This window comes from Kitasatospora sp. GAS1066B, assembly GCF_041262605.1.
Lineage (GTDB): Bacteria > Actinomycetota > Actinomycetes > Streptomycetales > Streptomycetaceae > Kitasatospora.
In genome coordinates, this window is the sequence record NZ_JBGCCO010000015.1 from 134,105 (window position 1) to 149,860 (window position 15,756).

Sequence of the window (15,756 nt, forward strand, 5' to 3'; positions counted from 1 at the left end):
CGCAGGCTGCGCGGCCGGACGGTGTCGTACTGGCGCGAGTGGCGCATGGGCCTGCCGGCGTGGGCCCGGCGGAGAGGCAGACGGCAGTGACGGACGCGGTGACGTGGCTGATGGCGGGGACTGGACAGGGTGACAGGGCTCCCGTGGCGGACCATGGCACGAGCTCGGACGATTCGGGAGCCCGTCGTGATCGCCGGCTTCAGGCTGCGTCGGCGAGGATCTGGTGGACGGTGTCGATGTCGACGCCGGTCCTGCTGCGGATCCGCTCCGCTGTCCAGCCGCGGCGATGCGCCCGTAGGACTGCGTCGGCAGCTCCTTGCCCGGTGGCCTTGTAGTGGCGGATCGCGGCCATGAGTTCGGTCGTCTCGCGGTTCTGCGCGGTGTCGATGGCGCGGTTCATGGCGGCGAACCGCGCGCTGATCTGGTCGACGGGCACGCTGTAGATGGCGGCGAGGTCGCTCTCGGTGAGGCCTTCGGCGTCGCATCGGCGCAGCAGGGTGCAGTCGTCAGGGAGGGCCATGTTCGTCCTCTCGAGGTGGGGCGGCTGACCTTACCTCCGTGGCGGCCTGTTGGGTAGGTGTTGGTGCAGGTGGGCAGCTTGCGGGGGCCTGCATAGGTCTCGGTTTGACGACGGCTGCCACGATCTCATCACGATGAACACGGCGCAATGTCGTTAAGCTGCTGCAGGATCGACCGTCGTCTGGAGGCCCGCCCCGTGCAGATCCCGATACCTGCCGAGGACGACCGCGACGCGCGGCTCACCGCCCACCACGCCGTCGCCGCCGCGCTGAACGACTGCGGCGAGCGGGAGTTGGGCCGGCTGGTCGAGTCGGCCACGCCGATCGGCACCGGGATCGGCGGGGCGGTGACCCGGCTGGAGGTGGCCGGGACGCCCGTCTTCGTCAAGCGGGTGCCGCTCACCGAGCTCGAGCTGCTGCCCGAGCACCGCGGGTCCACCGCCGATCTGTTCGCGCTGCCCGCCTTCTGCCACTACGGCATCGGCGGCCCCGGCTTCGGCGCCTGGCGCGAACTCGCCGTGCACCGCAGGACGACGGACTGGGTGCTCGCCGGGCAGCACGAGGGCTTTCCACTGCTGCACCACGCCCGGGTGCTGCCCGGCCCCGTCCAACCCCTGCCCGAGGAACTGGCCGACATCGAACGGGCCGTCGCCTACTGGGACGGGCGAGCCGAGGTGCGCCACCGGATCGAGGCGCTAGCCCGGGCCTCGGCGAGCGTGGTGCTGTTCCTGGAGTACCTGCCGCAGACCCTGCACAGCTGGCTCGGCCGGCAGCTGCGCGCCGGCGAGCGGGCCGCCGACCGGGCGTGCGTGATGGTGGAGCGGGAGCTGACCGCCACCGCCGCCTTCCTGCGCGCGCGTGGGCTGCTGCACTTCGACGCGCACTTCGCGAACATCCTGACCGACGGCCGGCGCCTCTACTTCGCCGACTACGGTCTCGCGTTGGCCGACGATTTCGAACTGTCCTAGGAGGAGGCCGAGTTCGTCGACCGCCACCGCAGCTACGACCACTGCTACGCGCTCACCCACCTGGTGCACTGGCTGTTGACCGAGCTCCACGGCGGCGACGCCGCACACCGCAGGGCGCTGCTGCGCGCGTACACCGAGGGCACCCGCCCGGCGGCCGCGCCCGAGGTGATTCCCGAAGCGGCCGAGGCGATCCTGCTCCGGCACGCGCCGTTGGCGCTGGTGATGACGGAGTTCTACCGGCAGCTGCAGCGGGAGAGCCGCCGAACGCCCTACCCGGTGGCGGAGCTCCGCCGGGTGCTGGGCGAGGGCGGGCCCCTGGCTTCCTGATCCACGCTCGCCACCCACCACACCGCATGGGCGAGCGCCACTTCACCGATCCGAGCCTCGCCATTCATGACGTCGCGCCGATCAGGGCCGCGGTGGTGTTCGCGCATCCCCACGACAGCGTCACGCCGGCGCCGCCGTGGCCGTAGTTGTGGACGAGCCGGGTGCCGGGCAAGGTCTGGTCGTCCGCCTCCAGCCGGACGCCGCCGTGGCGCGCGGGGCGCAGTCCGACCAGCTGGCCGGTGATGTCGGCGCCGCGCAGTTCGGGCACCAGGGCCGTGCAGCGGCGCAGGATCGACCGCGCGGTCTGCGGGTCGACGGCGGTGTCCCAACTGCCCTCGTCGAAGGTGCCCCCGAGCACGACGTCGGTGCTGCGAGGGTGGACGTAGGTGTATCCGGCGGAGTTGTCCTGGACCCGGAGGGAGGTCGTCAGGCCCGGGTTGCGCACCAGGACGACCTGTCCGCGCACCGGATGCAGCGCCTGGTCGTCGCAGAGCCGGCGAGCGCCGAGTCCACTCGCGTTGACGATGGTCGATGCCCAACCACGCACCTGTTCCAGGGTGTTCAGCCGCTGCTGGATCAACTCACCGCCGGCTTCCAGGAACCGGTCCAGGAGCAGCGCCAGATACACCGGCATCTCGACGCAGGGAGCAGTGAACTCCCAGCCGCCCGCGTAGGGAGCCGCCAGCTCAGCCAGTTCGGCCGGCTCCAGCCGGCGCAGGTCCGAGACGGGCGCCCCCCACCACGGCACGTCCGGAGTGTCCTGGTGCGTCAGCATGCGGGTGGTGCGCATCGTCACCCCGGGGGTCTCACCGGCGGCCTGGCGGGCGAGCTCGGCGAACGTGCTCGCGGACCAGGCCCGGACCCGGCTGCCGTCCGCCACGCCGGACGGGTACCACACGGCCGCGGCCACGGCCGAGGTCGTCGACAGCGGCGGGTCGGCGGTCACGATCGCCACCCGGGCCCCCTCCCGCTGCAGGCGCAGCGCACTGGTCAGCCCGATGACCCCGCTCCCGATCACCACAACGTCCAGCATGAACTTCCCCTTCGGGTCCGCCGCTGACCGGACGTCGACGGGCTGAGCCCAGGAAAGCCGGTTCGCCCGAGGGTGTCCAAGACCGTCCTGGTCACGAGTGATAAGTGGCGCTTATCATCGGCTGATGGACTTGCGTCGGATGCGCTACTTCGCCGTGCTCGCCGAGGAGCTGCACTTCACCCGGGCCGCGCGGCGGCTGCACATCGCGCAGCCCGCCCTCAGCCAGCAGATCAAGGCCCTGGAGCGGCAGATCGGCGCCCGGTTGATCGAACGGGGCAACGCGGGCTGCACGCTCACACCGATCGGCGCGCTGGTGGCTGAGGAGGCGAACAGGGTGCTGGAGCAGGTCGCGGCCGCCGAGGAACGGATCACCGCAGCGGTCGACGGACGGCAGGGGCGGCTGCGCCTGGCCTACACCCGCTCTGCGCGCGGCGGTCCCGCCGACGCCCTGGTCGCCGCCTTCCGTCACCGCCATCCCGAAGTGGACCTCAGGGCGCAGACCGGCTGGACCGCGCACAACACCGTGGAACTCCTCGCGGGGCGGCTCGACGCCGCGTTCGTCCGCCCACCGCTCGACGTTCCGGACCTGGCCTGCCACGTCATCGCGGAGGAGGAACTCCTCCTGGCCGTCCCGGCCGACCACCCGCTCGCCAGGTCGCACTCCAGGATCAGCCGCCGCCGGATCTGCGCCGAACCGGTGATCCTGTGGCCCCGGGAGAACGGTCCCGGCATGCACGACCTGATCACCGGTCAACTCTGGCCGGGCCAAGGCCCCCGGATCGTCCGCGAAGAGCCCGACGACGAGCAACTGCTCCTCGCCGTGGCCGCCGGACACGGGATCGCCCCGATCCCCGAAGGCCGCGCCCGCACGCTCCGGGTCCCCGGAGTCCGGCTGCGCCGCCTGGCCGACCCCACCCCCACCGTCACCCTCGGCCTCGCCTACGACCCGAGAGCCGACTCCCGTACGGTGCGGCTCCTGCTGGCCATGATCGCTCCGGACGGCCCGCGTTGAGTCCCAGCGCCCAGGGTCTGCCCGATTCCGTCCGGCGACCCGCCGCGCAGCCCGCGCGGGTGCTGGGAGAGCGGAACGGCTACTCGCTCCCCTGATCCGCAGCCACCCGCCCGCCACTCGCCGCCGTCAGTCGCGCGCCGCGCAGGCCAACGCAGTCCAGTGCCCAGAAGGTCTCCGAGTACACGAAGGTGCCGGTCATCCACTCCTGGTGCGCCGACAGCCTGACCACCTGGAACGCGCCCGGCGGGTAACGCAACGTCGGCGGCCGGAAGCCCAGCTCCTCCGCCGGGAGGAAGCCCCGCTTGCGGTAGTAGCTCGGCGAACCCTCCAGGAAGACCAGCGGCACACCCTGCCGATCGGCCGCCCCGACCGCGTCCTCGATCAACCGGCTGCCGATGCCGCGCCCCTGATACTCCGGCAGCACACCCAGCGGCGACAGCGAGTACACGTCGACCAACCGGGGCAGCGCGTCCAGCCGGCCCGCGCTCAGCAGCACGTGCCCGACCACCCGCTGGTCAACGGTGGCGACGAAGGAGAGCGGCGGCAGCGCCGCCTCGGCGGCCCGGAGCGTGTCGACCAGCCTCGGCACCCGCTCGCTGTCGCCGAACGCGCGGGCGTGCACCGTGCGGATCCCGTCGTGGTCCTCGGGGGTCTCGGGCCGGATCAGCAGCTCGGCGGGGGCGTCTGTGGTCATGGCCGCGAGGGTACGTCACCACCGGCGCGAGTGCGGTTCGATTATCCGGCTGCTGTGCTGCGTGGGAACTCTCCGAGCGGCGCAGCAGCAGCACGCTGCGGTTCCTGGACCGAGCCGGGGTGGCGGCGGCGTTGGCGGGGGCCGGGTTGGTGGTCGAGGAGCAGTTCGGCGATCTGCACAGCGGCCCGCTGACGGACGCGAGCCCGGAGATCGTCACCATCGCGCGACGCGACAACGGCAGCTGAACCCCCCTCAGCTTCCGCTCCGGGTGCCGCAAGCAAGGCCCGGTCGATCTTGGCGGTCAGAGCCGCCGCTTCCTGATCACGGGTCACGCCTCGTCGTGATCGCAACGGCCATCGTCTTGTCCGAACCCGGCCCCCCACCTCGCCGACCGGCGCCAGCACCACCCGGATCACGAACTACACCTGCCGTGACCACCATCAGCCCCACTGGCGGATCATTCCCCAGGTTCGACCCACTGCGACCGCCAGGCCGGCGGGTCGAACGGGTCAGCGAAGTACTGCGTCTCCCTCACCACGCGTCCTGCCGAGAACTCCATGATGCTCACCGTCTGCGTGGGCTTGCCGTCATAGGTGAGCACGAACTCGGTCACCCAGAGATCGCCGGCTCCGAGGATCCTGCGCACGGTGAAGGTCCGGACCGCGGGATGTTGGGTACGCAGTGCCTGGATGTTGCTCCTGCCGCGGATGACCTCGCCGGACTGCGGGTACTCGACGATGACGTCGTCGGCGTAGATGTCGTGTTCCGCGTCCGCGTCACCGCTGTTCGATGCGGCCCAGTGCCGGTCCAGCAGAGCCCGGGCAACCGTCGCTTCCATCGTCATGGCCCTTTCGCTCGGAGCACCACGCGCCCGACGTCCTGGGTCGCGGGAACCGATCCACCCCGCCGGTATTCTCCCCCCTCCTCACCCAACCACGCTAGGCAGCCGCGCCGACCGCCCGCAAACCGGTGCTCCGTCGGCGGCCTTGGACGCGTATCGCGCCATCGACGGTGGCGCCCTCGGCCACGGATGCATCCGGTCACATGTGGTCGGCCGGAGAGCGAGTAGTTGCGGATGACCGGGGCGGCCCGTGGGCCCGGCCGCAGGCGGACCGTGAGGAACTGCCCCGGCAGCGCGCCTGGGAGCGGCTGTGCCTGTCCCGTGACGCTCCGAACCCCATGTGGTTCAGGGGATGACGCGACCGATGTCGTTGTCTCGCTGATGGATCTCTTCAAGCTCACCCCAGGGTGGCGGACCGCCCAAACGCCAGGGGACTTGCTTCGTGTCTGACGCGTGGATCGATCGCCTGGCAGCGTCGACGAACTCCCGTTGTGCAGCGTCGAGTTTCGTATGAATCTGACGAAGTAGCGTCATGTCCTTTGGTTCTCCAAACGGGAAGGCACTGAACTCCCCCACAAATGAGGCGAGTTGCTCCGCAGAGATCCCCACATCGGTGTCGGCCACCAGGCTGACCGACACCAAGGCGGCGTTCCACTCCTCCCAGTCGATCCCCACCGGCTCGCGCTGCTCCCAGTACGCGTGGCGCATGCCGATCTCGACCGCGCCGAAGCTCTGGAGAAGGCGCTCGTACGCCGCAATCTTCCGATCGCGTATCCACTGCCCGGATTCATTGCGGCGCCCGGCCCGGGTACCTACGAGGATGCCCAGGATCGTCGCGGCCACTCCGCTGGCGGTGGATATGAGGGTTCCCCAAGGGAGATTCATGATATTCCTACCTTTCAGTCGGACGTCCAGCCAAGGCTCAGTCGAGGCTTCTGTCAGGTCGGGTGTAGAAGGACTCGACGCCCCGCCAGGGCGAGGGGCCGCCCAGTGATCGGTCCAGGCGCCGTTGGGACGGGGCGAGGGAACAGCGGGCCGCATTGACGAAGCTCAGGTGAGCCTCGCCCAGTGCGGTATGAATCGGCCGCAGTTCTTCGAGGTCGGTCGGCTGACGGCCGTGGAAGAGAATGGTGAAGTCCTCCAGGGTCTCGCAGACCCGCTCGGCTGCTGTGCTGGTCGCCGGGTCGGCAACGAGGCTCACCGAGTGCTGGGCGGCCACGAACGGCACCCAGTCGACGGCGGGCCTCCGCTCGTCGAGGAATGCCTCGCGCAGCTCCGCCTCCACGGCCCCGAACGCCTGCAGGAACTTCTCGTAGGCGGCGGTCTGCGTCCCCTGCAGCCATTGCTGGTGCTGGCCGCGGCGCCCGACGACACCGCCGGCGATGACGCCCACGACCGTTGCGGTGACACCACCTGCCGTGGATATCAGCAGATCCCATGAGACAGTCAAGCCAGGTCTCCTCACGATGATGAGCGGGGCGCCCCGGGCAGCCCCGCGCTGAACGAAGCCAACGGAATGAACATCAATTCTTGCCCAGTGTCGATGAGATGGATGCTCGAAGTCTTCTACTCGGCCCTCCAGAGACGCCACCGGGGCGCGTGGCGGGCCTCAGCGCCGTATGGATGTGAATGTCGAGGAGGTCGGCCAGTACCGGTGCGGGTAGCTCGGTGGCGAGGGCGATGAGGGCTGCGGTGCGGGCGGCTCTGGTGTGGATGCCCTGGCGCGCGAGCCGGTCGTTGAACGCTTTGCGGCTGAGTGGACGGCCGGGAACGACGCCGGGGAACAGCCACGGCGGCTGACCGGTGAGGGTTCGGGTCATGGCGGAGCGCTGGTACGGCGCGTCGGCGAGTTGGTGGAGGAGTTCGGCCAGGGGTGGTGGGATCCACAGCCTTTGCGGGTCTGGCGGCCTGAGTGATCGGCAGGTCTGCATGAACACCGCGCAGCGCTTTCTGGTTGCCGAGCAGGGCTTCCGTGTTCTCACGGCAGCAGTAGTTCGGCGATCTGCCCAGCCGCCGGTTGACGGACGCTCGCCCGGCGACCGTCACCATCGCGCGACGCGCGAGCGGCAGCTGAACCCCCCTCAGCCTCCGCTCCCGCTGCCCCCGCGCCGGGCCCGGAATGCGGCGGCCTTGACCCGGTTCTGACACGCCGTCGAGCAGAACTGCTTCGCCGCGTTCCGCGATCCGTCCACGTACACCCGGTCGCAGCGCGGCGCCTGGCAGACGCCCAACCGGCCGGCCAGGTCGCTGCCGATGGCCAGCGCCAAGGCGGTCGCGCACCCGGCGCTCCAGCCCACCGCGAGGGTGTCGTCGCGGCCGTGGAAGTGCAGTTGCCACGGTTCCCCGGCCACCCGGTCCAGCTGCGGTCGGGCGCCGGCGGCGCGCAGCAGCACGTTCAGCGTGGCCGCGGCGGCGTCCAGGTCGCCGGCGTCCACCGCTTCGAAGATCTCGCGCATTCGCCAGGCCGTGGCGATCAGGTGGTCGGCCTGGGCCGGACCGATGGCGTCGGGGTCGGTGCCGGCAGGCGGCAGGGCGGCGACGATCGCGGGCGCCGACTCGGCGCCGCGCGGGGCGGTGTAGGGCCTGCCCCGTGCGCTGCCGTCGGTCAGCGCGTTGACCAGAGCGACCGAGGCGTCCAGCAATCTCACGACGTGACTGTCGAACATCACTTGACCAGCTACTCCTTTGCCTCTGGACCTTCGGTGAGATGCGGCCGTCGCTGGCATGGACCGAGCGGGATCCCGCAGGAGTGGCCCATGGTTTGAACGATGCGGACCCCGGCTTCGGCCGAGGCCTCCCGCCATGCCCACCGCATCAGTTCAGTGGTTCCTTCATCATCACGGAGAATACGGGCGAGTCCGATCTCAGGCATGCGCTTCCCTCCGATGGTCAGTCCAGGATCGGTTGTGTGGACTGCCGGGAGCGACCTTGGCGAGCGTGGCCGTGAACTGGTCAAGCATGTGTCCGGTCCGTCCATGGCTCGCGGAAAGCGGCACCGGCTGAGCCGTGGCCACCGCCGCTTCGAGCTCCGTCTGCCGAAGCTGAGCACTGGTGAGATCGGTCAGCGTCAGGTGGCGGATCCGCTGCACGGAGGGACGCAGGAGGGCCAGGTTCCGGTGAGCATGCGCTTCAGCACCAGCCCACAGACCAGCCTGGGCCAATTTGGGGCGGCGAGACCTTGGTGCGACTGGGCTACCGCGCCCAGCGTCCCATGGCCGGCGCGGTGCCGATCAGGCACTCGATGCCGGTCGGGAAGCCGGCGAGAGCGTAGGCGGTCAGGCGCAGGTGGCCCTCAAGGCAGACCAGGGATGCGTCAGAACCTGCTCGGCCTGCCCGGCTGCCGCCAGATGTGACCGGAGGTTCTGGCCGAACCTCCGGCTGGACAGCTCGCCACTCAAGAAGCAGGCGACCATCTCGTCCTCACTACTCACGCCCAGTACCTGCACGACCGTCAGCATAGGACTGACCCGGCTGGGCACCGCAACCTGCTCGCACGTCATCTCGTCCACAGGTCTTGACCATTGCTCGAGTCTTCTCGACATCGCAGAGACCGTGCTCAGCTCCTTTGCAGCGAACGGGCGGCCACCGCGCGGGCGTTACCGCCTTGCCGTCTCCCAGCACGAACAACGCGTCTGGCTCCATGGGACCGATGGCCCGGTGTGGCACCTGGTCCGACCGGGAGCCCACCCCGCGAACCGCCCCGTCCGGGGCCCTCTCTGCTGCGTTTTCGGAGGTCGTAAAGAGCGAAGCCGACACACGGGAAGACCCCCGCCGGTCAGGTTCTCTCCTGGCTCACGGGGGTCTTCGTCACTTCTCAGGCGCGGGCCGAGCTGTAGCATTCGTCACTGACGATACATGGTTCACCAGTGACGATTGGCATCCACATGCGCTTCGGCCCGAGCCCGGCAGGTTCGCCACCACTGCCACGTACCGTCCGGCTGCTCGTCGCGGCCCGGGCGATGAACCGGCTCGCGGCCTTCTCGCTGCCCTTCCTCACCGTGCTGATCAGCACCGACTTCCACGCTTCCACCGCCACCGCCGGACTGGTCGGCACCGCCTTCGGACTCGCCACCATCCCCTCCCGGCTGGCCGGCGGCAGACTGGCGGACCGGCTGGGCCGCCGACGCACCATCGTGCTCGGACTGACCGGCTGCGCCCTCGCGCAGCTCGGGCTCGCGGTGGCGGGCAGCCTGGCGGTCGCGGCCGGGTTCGCCGTGCTGCTCGGGCTCGCCTTCGAGCTGTACGAACCGCCGAGCCAGGCGATGATCGCCGACGCGGTGGACCCGGCCGACCGGGTGCGCGCCTACAGCCTGCTCAACGCGGCCCTGGCGGCGGCCGGGCTGGCGGCCGGCGTACTGGCGGCCGCGCTCGGGCGGTGGGACCTGCGCTGGCTCTTCGTCGCGGATGCGGCGAGTTGCCTGGCCTGCGCTGTGGTGGTGCATGCCGTGCTGCCGGCAGACCGGCCAGGCGGGTCCAGTGACCCCGGTTCTGACGAACCGTCAGTAGTCGGCAGCCCCTGGCGGGATCGCGGGCTGCTCGCCATGCTCGCCTCCGGCACCCTGTTCGCACTGGTCTACCTCCAACTCACCCTCGCGCTGCCGCTCTCGCTGGCCCGGCACGGCCTGCCGCCGGCCGACGCCGGGCTGCTCTACACCGCCTCGGCGCTGACCGTGCTGGCCGGCCAGCCGCTGCTGCGCCGGCCACCGCTCGCCGGTCTCTCGGCGCCGGTCGCGCTCCGCGCGGGCTACCTGCTGCTGGCGGCGGGCCTGGCCGGCTACGCGATCGCGAACGGTCCGGCCGGCCTGCTGGCCTCCACCGTGGTGCTGAGCCTGGGCGACCTGCTGCTGCTCGGCCGCGCCTACGCCATGGTCGCCGACCTCGCCCCGCCCGGCGCCGCCGGCCGCTACCTGGCCGCCTACGGCACCAGTTGGGGCATCGCCGCCGTGGCGGCACCACTGCTCGGCACCCAGTTGCTCGCCCGCGCCGGGACCGGCGCCCTCTGGTTCACGATGGCGGCCGGCTGCCTGCTGCTGGCCGCCGGACAGCCGCTGCTGCTTCGGGCCACCCCTCGCAATGGCCAGCCAATCGGTCGCTGAAGCCTCGCAACTGCCGGGCGGACCCGCTGTTCGATCACCCAGGAAACCGCCGGCCGCTCGGTGTCCGGCACCAATCGCCCCACCGGTCGCCGCCCTGTTTGGATAGGCCCCGGCCCCACCGCACGGGGCCCGGCTCGCGGCCTCCCCCACCACGCGAGCCCTCGGCGGCAGCCGCGCCCTGGCCCAGGGTGCGGGGGGCCGTGCACGTGGCCTGACCTCAAGCAGGCACACCGCACGCCCCTCCGCACACTCCACCACCGCGCGGCTGCCGCACGAAGCGCCACCGCCTGAGTGTCAGTGGTGTGCGGCACGCTGTCCGTATGCGTGCACCTCGGATCCAGTGCCCCACCTGCAGCCGCCTGGTCGCCCTGATGCCGACGACCCGCCGTCCCGGCTACGGCGTGGTCCACGACCACAAGAAGGACCGCCGCTCGCTCGTGCTCTGCGAGGCGAGCATGCAGCAGTTGCCGACCGCCACCGCTGACGCCTGGCAGGACGCCCTGCCCGGCGCCGACGGCCAACCGGACGCGGCGGCAACGCTGTTCTGAGCGGCTCGCCCACTGCTGCTTCAAGCAGCTACGCCGCCCGACCGCCCGGTGGCCACGGATCAAGGCCGGACGCAACGACGACCTCGGCACCTCATCCGGCGATCATCACCAACCGCACCGTCACTGAGTTCAGGATTTAAGCAGGTGCGGGGCGGCAGGCCGTCAGCTAGCCTCCGGCCCATGACCTGGCTGCCTGCTGATTTTGTCCATCCCGTCCGCGTGCCACTCCCCGGCGGCCACCACCTGCGCCCGATCACGGGCGCCGACACCGAGCTCGACTACCCGGCTGTGATGGGTTCGCGCCAGCGTCTGTGGTCCATCTACGGCGAGGCATGGGGCTGGCCGCCGGCCACCATGACGTATGAGCAGGACCGGGAGGATCTGGTGCGGCACGAGGTCGAGATCGCGGCGCACAAGTCCTTCAACTATGCGCTGTTCGATGACGCGGGCACGGCCCTGCTCGGCTGCGTCTACATCGACCCGCCGGAGAAGACCGGCGCCGACGCCGAGATCTCCTGGTGGGTGGTGGACGACCAGGTCGGCACCGAACTCCAGCGCGCGCTGGACACCCTCGTCCCGCGGTGGATCGCCGAGGCATGGCCCTTCGAACGCCCCCGGTACGTCGGACGGGACCTCTCCTGGCAGGACTGGCTGGCCCTTCCGGATCTCACCTGACTCAGCTCGATCTCTGAACTCCGCCCGTACCGACGGCCGACCCGATGCGGCGACAACGCTGTTCCGAGCGCCACAGCGTGCGACGATGTCGGTCAACGAGCTTCTGCCGTCGCGAAGTTACGAGAGGGGTCGGCGATGAGCAACCGGGTCAGCGGGGTTGTCCGGTGGTACAACCAGGTCAAGGGCTACGGCTACATCGACGGGGACGACGGCCGCGAGGTGCTGGTGCACCGCGCGGCCGTGGAGGACTTCCCGTTCCTGACCGAGGGCCTGCGGGTCACCTACCTCATGGTCACCGACGAGGGCGACGACTCGGGCGAGGTGCACGCGGAGCAGGTCCATGTCGTCCAGTGACCTCGCCTACCGGGACTCACCGCTCCCCCGTCCCCGCTCATGCAGCGCCTGCCACACCTTGTCGCGCAGGAACGGGGCCTCGGTGAAGCGGATGCCGGTGGCGTCGCGCAGGGCGTTGGCGAAGGCGGGCGGGACGGGGTTGAAGGGGCTCTCGCTCATCGACTTGGCGCCCAGCGGGCCGATGGAGTCCGAGGTTTCGCTGAAGTGGACCTCGGTGCGCGGGACATCCGCGTAGGCGGGCAGGCGGTAGCGGCGGAAGGCGGCGGTGGTGACCTCGCCGCGGTCGTTCAGCAGGACCTGCTCGAAGAGGGTCGCGCCGAGCGCCTGGGCGACCCCGCCCTCGACCTGGCCGCGGCACTGCAGCGGGTTCATCACCTTGCCGGCGTCGGCCCCGTGGACGCTGCGCAGGATCCTGATCTCGCCGGTGTCCGGGTCGACGGCGATCCTGAACCACTGCGAGTTGAAGGCCACCGAGCGGGGTGAACCACCCCAGTGCCCGTCGGCCGACAGCTCAACTCCCTTGCCGCGCGCGGCCTCGAAGATCTCCTTGAGCGAGACCGGGCGCCCGTCGCAGTCCACCGCGTCGGCGGTCAGCCGCAGCAGGCTGCGCGGTGTGCGGGCGTACTCGGCGGTGAACGACAGGAGTTGCTCGGCGAGCGCGTTGGCGGCCTTCATCACGGCCTTGCCGGCCACCACCGTGCCCGCCGAGCCGAAGGCGCCGGTGTCGTGCTTGACCACGTCGGTGTCGGACTGCCGGATGGCGATCCGGTCCACCGTGGTGCCCAGCGCCCCGGCGGTGATCTGCTTGTGGACGGTGGTGGTGCCGTTGCCGAACTCCGCGGTGCCCACGGCTATGTCGTACGTGCCGTCCTCCAGCAGCTTCACCGTCGCGTCGGCGAAGTGGCCGCCGGGCGGGCCGGTGGCGATCGCGGACATCGCGAAGCCCTGGCCCACCAGCCAGCCCTCGGGGGCCAGTTCGGCGCTCCGGTCGTCGGCGAGGGCGTTGCGCACCACTTGTAGGCACTGGTCCAGGCCGTAACTGGCGATGTGCAGGTCCTCCTCCTCGCCGCACGGGCCCTCCATGTGCTCGCCGGGGCCGATGACGTTCTTCTCGCGCAACTCCAGCGGGTCGATGCCCAGTTTGCGGGCCAGTTCGTCCATCGCCGACTCCAGCGCGAAGGTGACCTGGCCGAGCCCGTAGCCGCGGAAGGCCCCGGCGGGCACGCCGTTGGTGTAGACGGAGTACGCGTTGACCTTCTTGTTCGGCGCGCGGTACACGCCCATCGACTCGCCCACGCTGTGGAACATCACCGCGGGACCGTGGTTGCCGTAGGCGCCGGTGTTGGCGACCACCCGGAACTGAATGGCCGTCAGAGTGCCGTCGCTCCTGGCGCCGAGCTTCACGGTGACCTTGAACGGGTGCCGGGTGGTGGCGCCGTAGAACTGCTCGGGGCGGGTGAACTCCAGCTTGACGGGGCGGTGCAGCTTCATCGCGGCGAGCACCGCGATGTCCTCGGTGAGCATCTCCTGCTTGCCGCCGAAGCCGCCGCCGACCCGGCCCGCGATCACCCGGACCTTCTCCATCGGCAGGTCGTACAGGTCGCAGAGCGCGCGCCGGGTGAGGAACGGCACCTGGGTGCTGGAGCGGACCACGATCCGCTCCGCACCACCCTCCTCGTTCTCCTCGTTCTCTTCGTTCTCTTCGAAGTAGACGACGCAGCCGTGCGTCTCCAGGCTGGCGTGCTGCACCCGCTGGGTCTGGAAGGTCTCCTCGTAGACCACGTCGGCCTCGGCGAAACCCTGCTCGACGCTGCCCAGTTCCCCGTGCACCTCGCCGCAGACGTTGTCCGCGGCGCGGAAGATGCGGGACTCGGGGCCCTTCGGGTGGATCACCGGCGCGCCCGGCAGCATCGCCTCCTCCGGGTCGATGACGTACGGGAGTTCCTCGTAGTCGACGACGATCCGGCGGCAACCCTCCTCGGCGGCGCCCTCGCTGTCGGCGACCACGGCCGCGACGCGCTGGCCGACGAAGCGGACCACGTCGTCGAGCACCCGGGTGTCGTCCGGGTCCTCGGTGGGGTGCTCGTGGCGGGCGGAGGAGTAGTGCTTCTCGGGGGCGTCGTGGTGGGTGAGGACGGCGTGCACGCCGGGCACCCGCAGGGCGGCCGAGGTGTCGATGGAGCGGATCCGGGCGTGCGGGTGCGGGGAGCGCAGCAGCTTCAGGTGCAGCAGGCCCTCGACCTCGACGTCGAAGGTGTAGCGGGCGGTGCCGGTGACCACCTGCGGCCCGGCGGGGGCGCCGAGGCTGCGGCCGACGGCCTGTCCGGCGCACGGCCGCTCGGTGTGCTTGACGCCGCGGATCGCGTCCTCGATCGCCCGGTAGCCGGTGCAGCGGCAGAGGTTGCCCTTGAGCGAGCGGGGCAGGTCGGTGAGCTGCTCGGCGTCCAGGGCGGAGGTGGTCATCAGGAAGCCTGCCGTGCAGAAGCCGCACTGGAAGCCCTGGGCGTCCAGGAACTTCTGCTGCATCGGGTGCAGTTCGCCGCCTTCCTCGGCCAGACCCTCGACGGTGGTGACCGAACGGCCCTCGGCGCGGACCGCCGGGAAGATGCAGCTGTGCACGGGCCGGCCGTCGACCTGCACGGTGCAGGCACCGCAGTCACCGGCATCGCAGCCCTTCTTCACGCCGAACCAGCCGCGGTCGCGCAGGTAGGTCCGCAGGCACTGGCCGGGGCGGGGCTCGGCGTCGAACTCCTGGTTGTTGACGCGGATCGAGTAGCTCATCGTCCGGCCTCCTGGGTCTGGGTCAGTTCCCGACGGATCTCCTGCGCGTAGCGGAAGGTCAGGTGCCGCCGCCAGGCCGGGAGTCCGTGGATGTCGTCGAAGTACTCGTGCGGCTCGACGGCGTTCTCGACGGCCTCGCGCACCGCCTCGGCGTTCGGCGGCACCGGGAAGCGCAGCTGGATCGGGCGCACGGTCGAGGCGGTGATGGTGAGGGTGAGGGTGCCGTCGAACGGGTCGACGGCCCCGATCAGCAGCACGCCGGAGCGGCCGAGACCGTAGAGCGAGGCCTGCCGGAAGGCGGTGCGGGCGGCCAGTGCCCGAGCGGGCAGGGTGACCGAGCGCAGCAGCTCGCCGCGCCGCAGCACGTTGCGCCCGGCCCCGAGCACGAAGTCCGCGACCGGCACCCGGCGCCGGCCGCCGTCCTGGTCGAGCAGCAGCGCGACGCCGTCCAGCCCGGCGGACAGCGAGATCATCGGCCCGGCGGGCAGCGAGTTGCACAGGTTGCCGCCGAAGGTGGCCATGTTCCAGATCTTCCAGGAGGCCAGGAAGGCCCGGCAGCACTGCTGGAAGAGCGGCGCCGCCCGCCACCCGGCCGGCTTCGGGTACTCGGAGAGCTCCGCGATGGTGCAGGTCGCGGCGATCTCCAGGTCGCCGCCGGTGGTGATCCGCAGTGGCTCCCAGCCGGTCCGGCTCAGGTCGATCAGCCGGCGCAGGTGGGGCTGCGGCTCGGAGAAGAGGTACGTGCCCCCGCCCAACCACGCGTCACCGGTCTGCCACGCCCCGCGATCGCGGGCGTCGCGCACCTCCACCACCGTGTTCAGATCCACGTCGTTCCACCGTCCTTGACAAACTGGATACGGCGATTGAAGCAACGCGTGTCGGCGGCGACGAGTGGTGCTGGACACCAGC

19 protein-coding genes are annotated in these 15,756 nt (G+C 70.8%); 8 read left to right on the top strand and 11 right to left on the bottom strand.

From position 1 onward, the window contains the following. Positions 1–199: 199 nt before the first annotated feature. Entirely contained in the window at positions 200–520 is a 321-nt protein-coding gene (locus ABH937_RS18780; protein ID WP_280692065.1) for a hypothetical protein, read from the bottom strand. A 195-nt stretch (positions 521–715) separates the two neighbouring features. On the opposite strand from ABH937_RS18780, the gene ABH937_RS18785 reads away from it, so the two are divergent. Both ABH937_RS18785 and ABH937_RS18790 read left to right on the top strand, forming a co-directional pair. Next, entirely contained in the window at positions 716–1,486 is a 771-nt protein-coding gene (locus tag ABH937_RS18785) for a hypothetical protein (RefSeq protein ID WP_370218893.1), read from the top strand. Between the two features lie 75 nt (positions 1,487–1,561). After that, on the top strand, positions 1,562–1,813 hold the full coding sequence (locus ABH937_RS18790; protein ID WP_370218895.1) for a hypothetical protein: 252 nt from the start codon (positions 1,562–1,564) through the stop codon (positions 1,811–1,813). 64 nt (positions 1,814–1,877) lie between these two features. Here ABH937_RS18790 and ABH937_RS18795 read toward each other — a convergent pair whose 3' ends face one another. Continuing rightward, the gene (locus ABH937_RS18795) at positions 1,878–2,846 is read right to left on the bottom strand and encodes an FAD-dependent oxidoreductase (protein ID WP_280692069.1); all 969 of its coding nucleotides are present in this window, start codon (positions 2,844–2,846) and stop codon (positions 1,878–1,880) included. A gap of 124 nt (positions 2,847–2,970) precedes the next feature. Here ABH937_RS18795 and ABH937_RS18800 point away from each other — a divergent pair, with 124 nt between their 5' ends. Further along, positions 2,971–3,858: a LysR family transcriptional regulator gene (locus tag ABH937_RS18800; RefSeq protein WP_280692070.1), complete on the top strand. Its 888-nt coding sequence runs from the start codon at positions 2,971–2,973 to the stop codon at positions 3,856–3,858. A gap of 79 nt (positions 3,859–3,937) precedes the next feature. Here the strand turns inward: ABH937_RS18800 and ABH937_RS18805 are convergent, their stop codons facing one another. Then, positions 3,938–4,552 (bottom strand): N-acetyltransferase, encoded by a 615-nt coding sequence (locus ABH937_RS18805; RefSeq protein WP_280692072.1) that lies wholly within the window; start codon positions 4,550–4,552, stop codon positions 3,938–3,940. A gap of 119 nt (positions 4,553–4,671) precedes the next feature. On the opposite strand from ABH937_RS18805, the gene ABH937_RS18810 reads away from it, so the two are divergent. Continuing rightward, the gene (locus ABH937_RS18810) at positions 4,672–4,797 is read left to right on the top strand and encodes a hypothetical protein (RefSeq protein WP_280692074.1); all 126 of its coding nucleotides are present in this window, start codon (positions 4,672–4,674) and stop codon (positions 4,795–4,797) included. 212 nt (positions 4,798–5,009) lie between these two features. Here ABH937_RS18810 and ABH937_RS18815 read toward each other — a convergent pair whose 3' ends face one another. The 6 genes from ABH937_RS18815 to ABH937_RS18840 all read right to left on the bottom strand — a co-directional run bounded on the left by ABH937_RS18815 (position 5,010) and on the right by ABH937_RS18840 (position 8,902). Next, positions 5,010–5,390 carry a nuclear transport factor 2 family protein gene (locus ABH937_RS18815; protein WP_280692075.1) on the bottom strand — a complete coding sequence of 127 codons (381 nt, stop codon included), beginning with the start codon at positions 5,388–5,390 and terminating at the stop codon, positions 5,010–5,012. Between the two features lie 348 nt (positions 5,391–5,738). Then, complete coding sequence (locus ABH937_RS18820) at positions 5,739–6,236, bottom strand: hypothetical protein (RefSeq protein ID WP_370218896.1); 498 nt, start codon at positions 6,234–6,236, stop codon at positions 5,739–5,741. Positions 6,237–6,315: 79 nt separating this feature from the next. Continuing rightward, a complete protein-coding gene (locus ABH937_RS18825; RefSeq protein ID WP_280692079.1) occupies positions 6,316–6,843 on the bottom strand; it encodes a hypothetical protein in 528 nt (175 codons plus the stop codon). Between the two features lie 73 nt (positions 6,844–6,916). Beyond that, on the bottom strand, positions 6,917–7,213 hold the full coding sequence (locus ABH937_RS18830; RefSeq protein WP_280692081.1) for a hypothetical protein: 297 nt from the start codon (positions 7,211–7,213) through the stop codon (positions 6,917–6,919). Positions 7,214–7,474: 261 nt separating this feature from the next. After that, entirely contained in the window at positions 7,475–8,059 is a 585-nt protein-coding gene (locus ABH937_RS18835; RefSeq protein WP_280692082.1) for a CGNR zinc finger domain-containing protein, read from the bottom strand. Between the two features lie 609 nt (positions 8,060–8,668). Further along, positions 8,669–8,902: a hypothetical protein gene (locus tag ABH937_RS18840; RefSeq protein ID WP_280692083.1), complete on the bottom strand. Its 234-nt coding sequence runs from the start codon at positions 8,900–8,902 to the stop codon at positions 8,669–8,671. A gap of 357 nt (positions 8,903–9,259) precedes the next feature. Here ABH937_RS18840 and ABH937_RS18845 point away from each other — a divergent pair, with 357 nt between their 5' ends. The 4 genes from ABH937_RS18845 (at position 9,260) to ABH937_RS18860 (ending at position 12,066) form a co-directional block, all read left to right on the top strand. Beyond that, the gene (locus ABH937_RS18845) at positions 9,260–10,489 is read left to right on the top strand and encodes an MFS transporter (RefSeq protein ID WP_370218897.1); all 1,230 of its coding nucleotides are present in this window, start codon (positions 9,260–9,262) and stop codon (positions 10,487–10,489) included. A gap of 320 nt (positions 10,490–10,809) precedes the next feature. Beyond that, entirely contained in the window at positions 10,810–11,037 is a 228-nt protein-coding gene (locus ABH937_RS18850) for a hypothetical protein (RefSeq protein WP_280692087.1), read from the top strand. A 180-nt stretch (positions 11,038–11,217) separates the two neighbouring features. Beyond that, complete coding sequence (locus ABH937_RS18855; protein ID WP_280692090.1) at positions 11,218–11,712, top strand: N-acetyltransferase; 495 nt, start codon at positions 11,218–11,220, stop codon at positions 11,710–11,712. A gap of 135 nt (positions 11,713–11,847) precedes the next feature. Beyond that, positions 11,848–12,066 carry a cold shock domain-containing protein gene (locus ABH937_RS18860; RefSeq protein WP_280692091.1) on the top strand — a complete coding sequence of 73 codons (219 nt, stop codon included), beginning with the start codon at positions 11,848–11,850 and terminating at the stop codon, positions 12,064–12,066. A gap of 6 nt (positions 12,067–12,072) precedes the next feature. Here ABH937_RS18860 and ABH937_RS18865 read toward each other — a convergent pair whose 3' ends face one another. Continuing rightward, entirely contained in the window at positions 12,073–14,847 is a 2,775-nt protein-coding gene (locus ABH937_RS18865) for a molybdopterin-dependent oxidoreductase (protein WP_280692093.1), read from the bottom strand. Next, on the bottom strand, positions 14,844–15,674 hold the full coding sequence (locus tag ABH937_RS18870; protein ID WP_280692095.1) for a xanthine dehydrogenase family protein subunit M: 831 nt from the start codon (positions 15,672–15,674) through the stop codon (positions 14,844–14,846). Before ABH937_RS18870 ends, ABH937_RS18865 begins: the two co-directional genes overlap by 4 nt. Positions 15,675–15,756: the final 82 nt, after the last annotated feature.

Coding starts and splice junctions, on each gene's coding strand:
- ABH937_RS18780 (WP_280692065.1), bottom strand. CDS start 520: ATGGCCCTCCCTGACGACTGCACCCTGCTGCGCCGATGCGACGCCGAA.
- ABH937_RS18795 (WP_280692069.1), bottom strand. CDS start 2,846: ATGCTGGACGTTGTGGTGATCGGGAGCGGGGTCATCGGGCTGACCAGT.
- ABH937_RS18800 (WP_280692070.1), top strand. CDS start 2,971: ATGGACTTGCGTCGGATGCGCTACTTCGCCGTGCTCGCCGAGGAGCTG.
- ABH937_RS18805 (WP_280692072.1), bottom strand. CDS start 4,552: ATGACCACAGACGCCCCCGCCGAGCTGCTGATCCGGCCCGAGACCCCC.
- ABH937_RS18815 (WP_280692075.1), bottom strand. CDS start 5,390: ATGGAAGCGACGGTTGCCCGGGCTCTGCTGGACCGGCACTGGGCCGCA.
- ABH937_RS18830 (WP_280692081.1), bottom strand. CDS start 7,213: ATGACCCGAACCCTCACCGGTCAGCCGCCGTGGCTGTTCCCCGGCGTC.
- ABH937_RS18835 (WP_280692082.1), bottom strand. CDS start 8,059: ATGTTCGACAGTCACGTCGTGAGATTGCTGGACGCCTCGGTCGCTCTG.
- ABH937_RS18850 (WP_280692087.1), top strand. CDS start 10,810: ATGCGTGCACCTCGGATCCAGTGCCCCACCTGCAGCCGCCTGGTCGCC.
- ABH937_RS18855 (WP_280692090.1), top strand. CDS start 11,218: ATGACCTGGCTGCCTGCTGATTTTGTCCATCCCGTCCGCGTGCCACTC.
- ABH937_RS18860 (WP_280692091.1), top strand. CDS start 11,848: ATGAGCAACCGGGTCAGCGGGGTTGTCCGGTGGTACAACCAGGTCAAG.
- ABH937_RS18865 (WP_280692093.1), bottom strand. CDS start 14,847: ATGAGCTACTCGATCCGCGTCAACAACCAGGAGTTCGACGCCGAGCCC.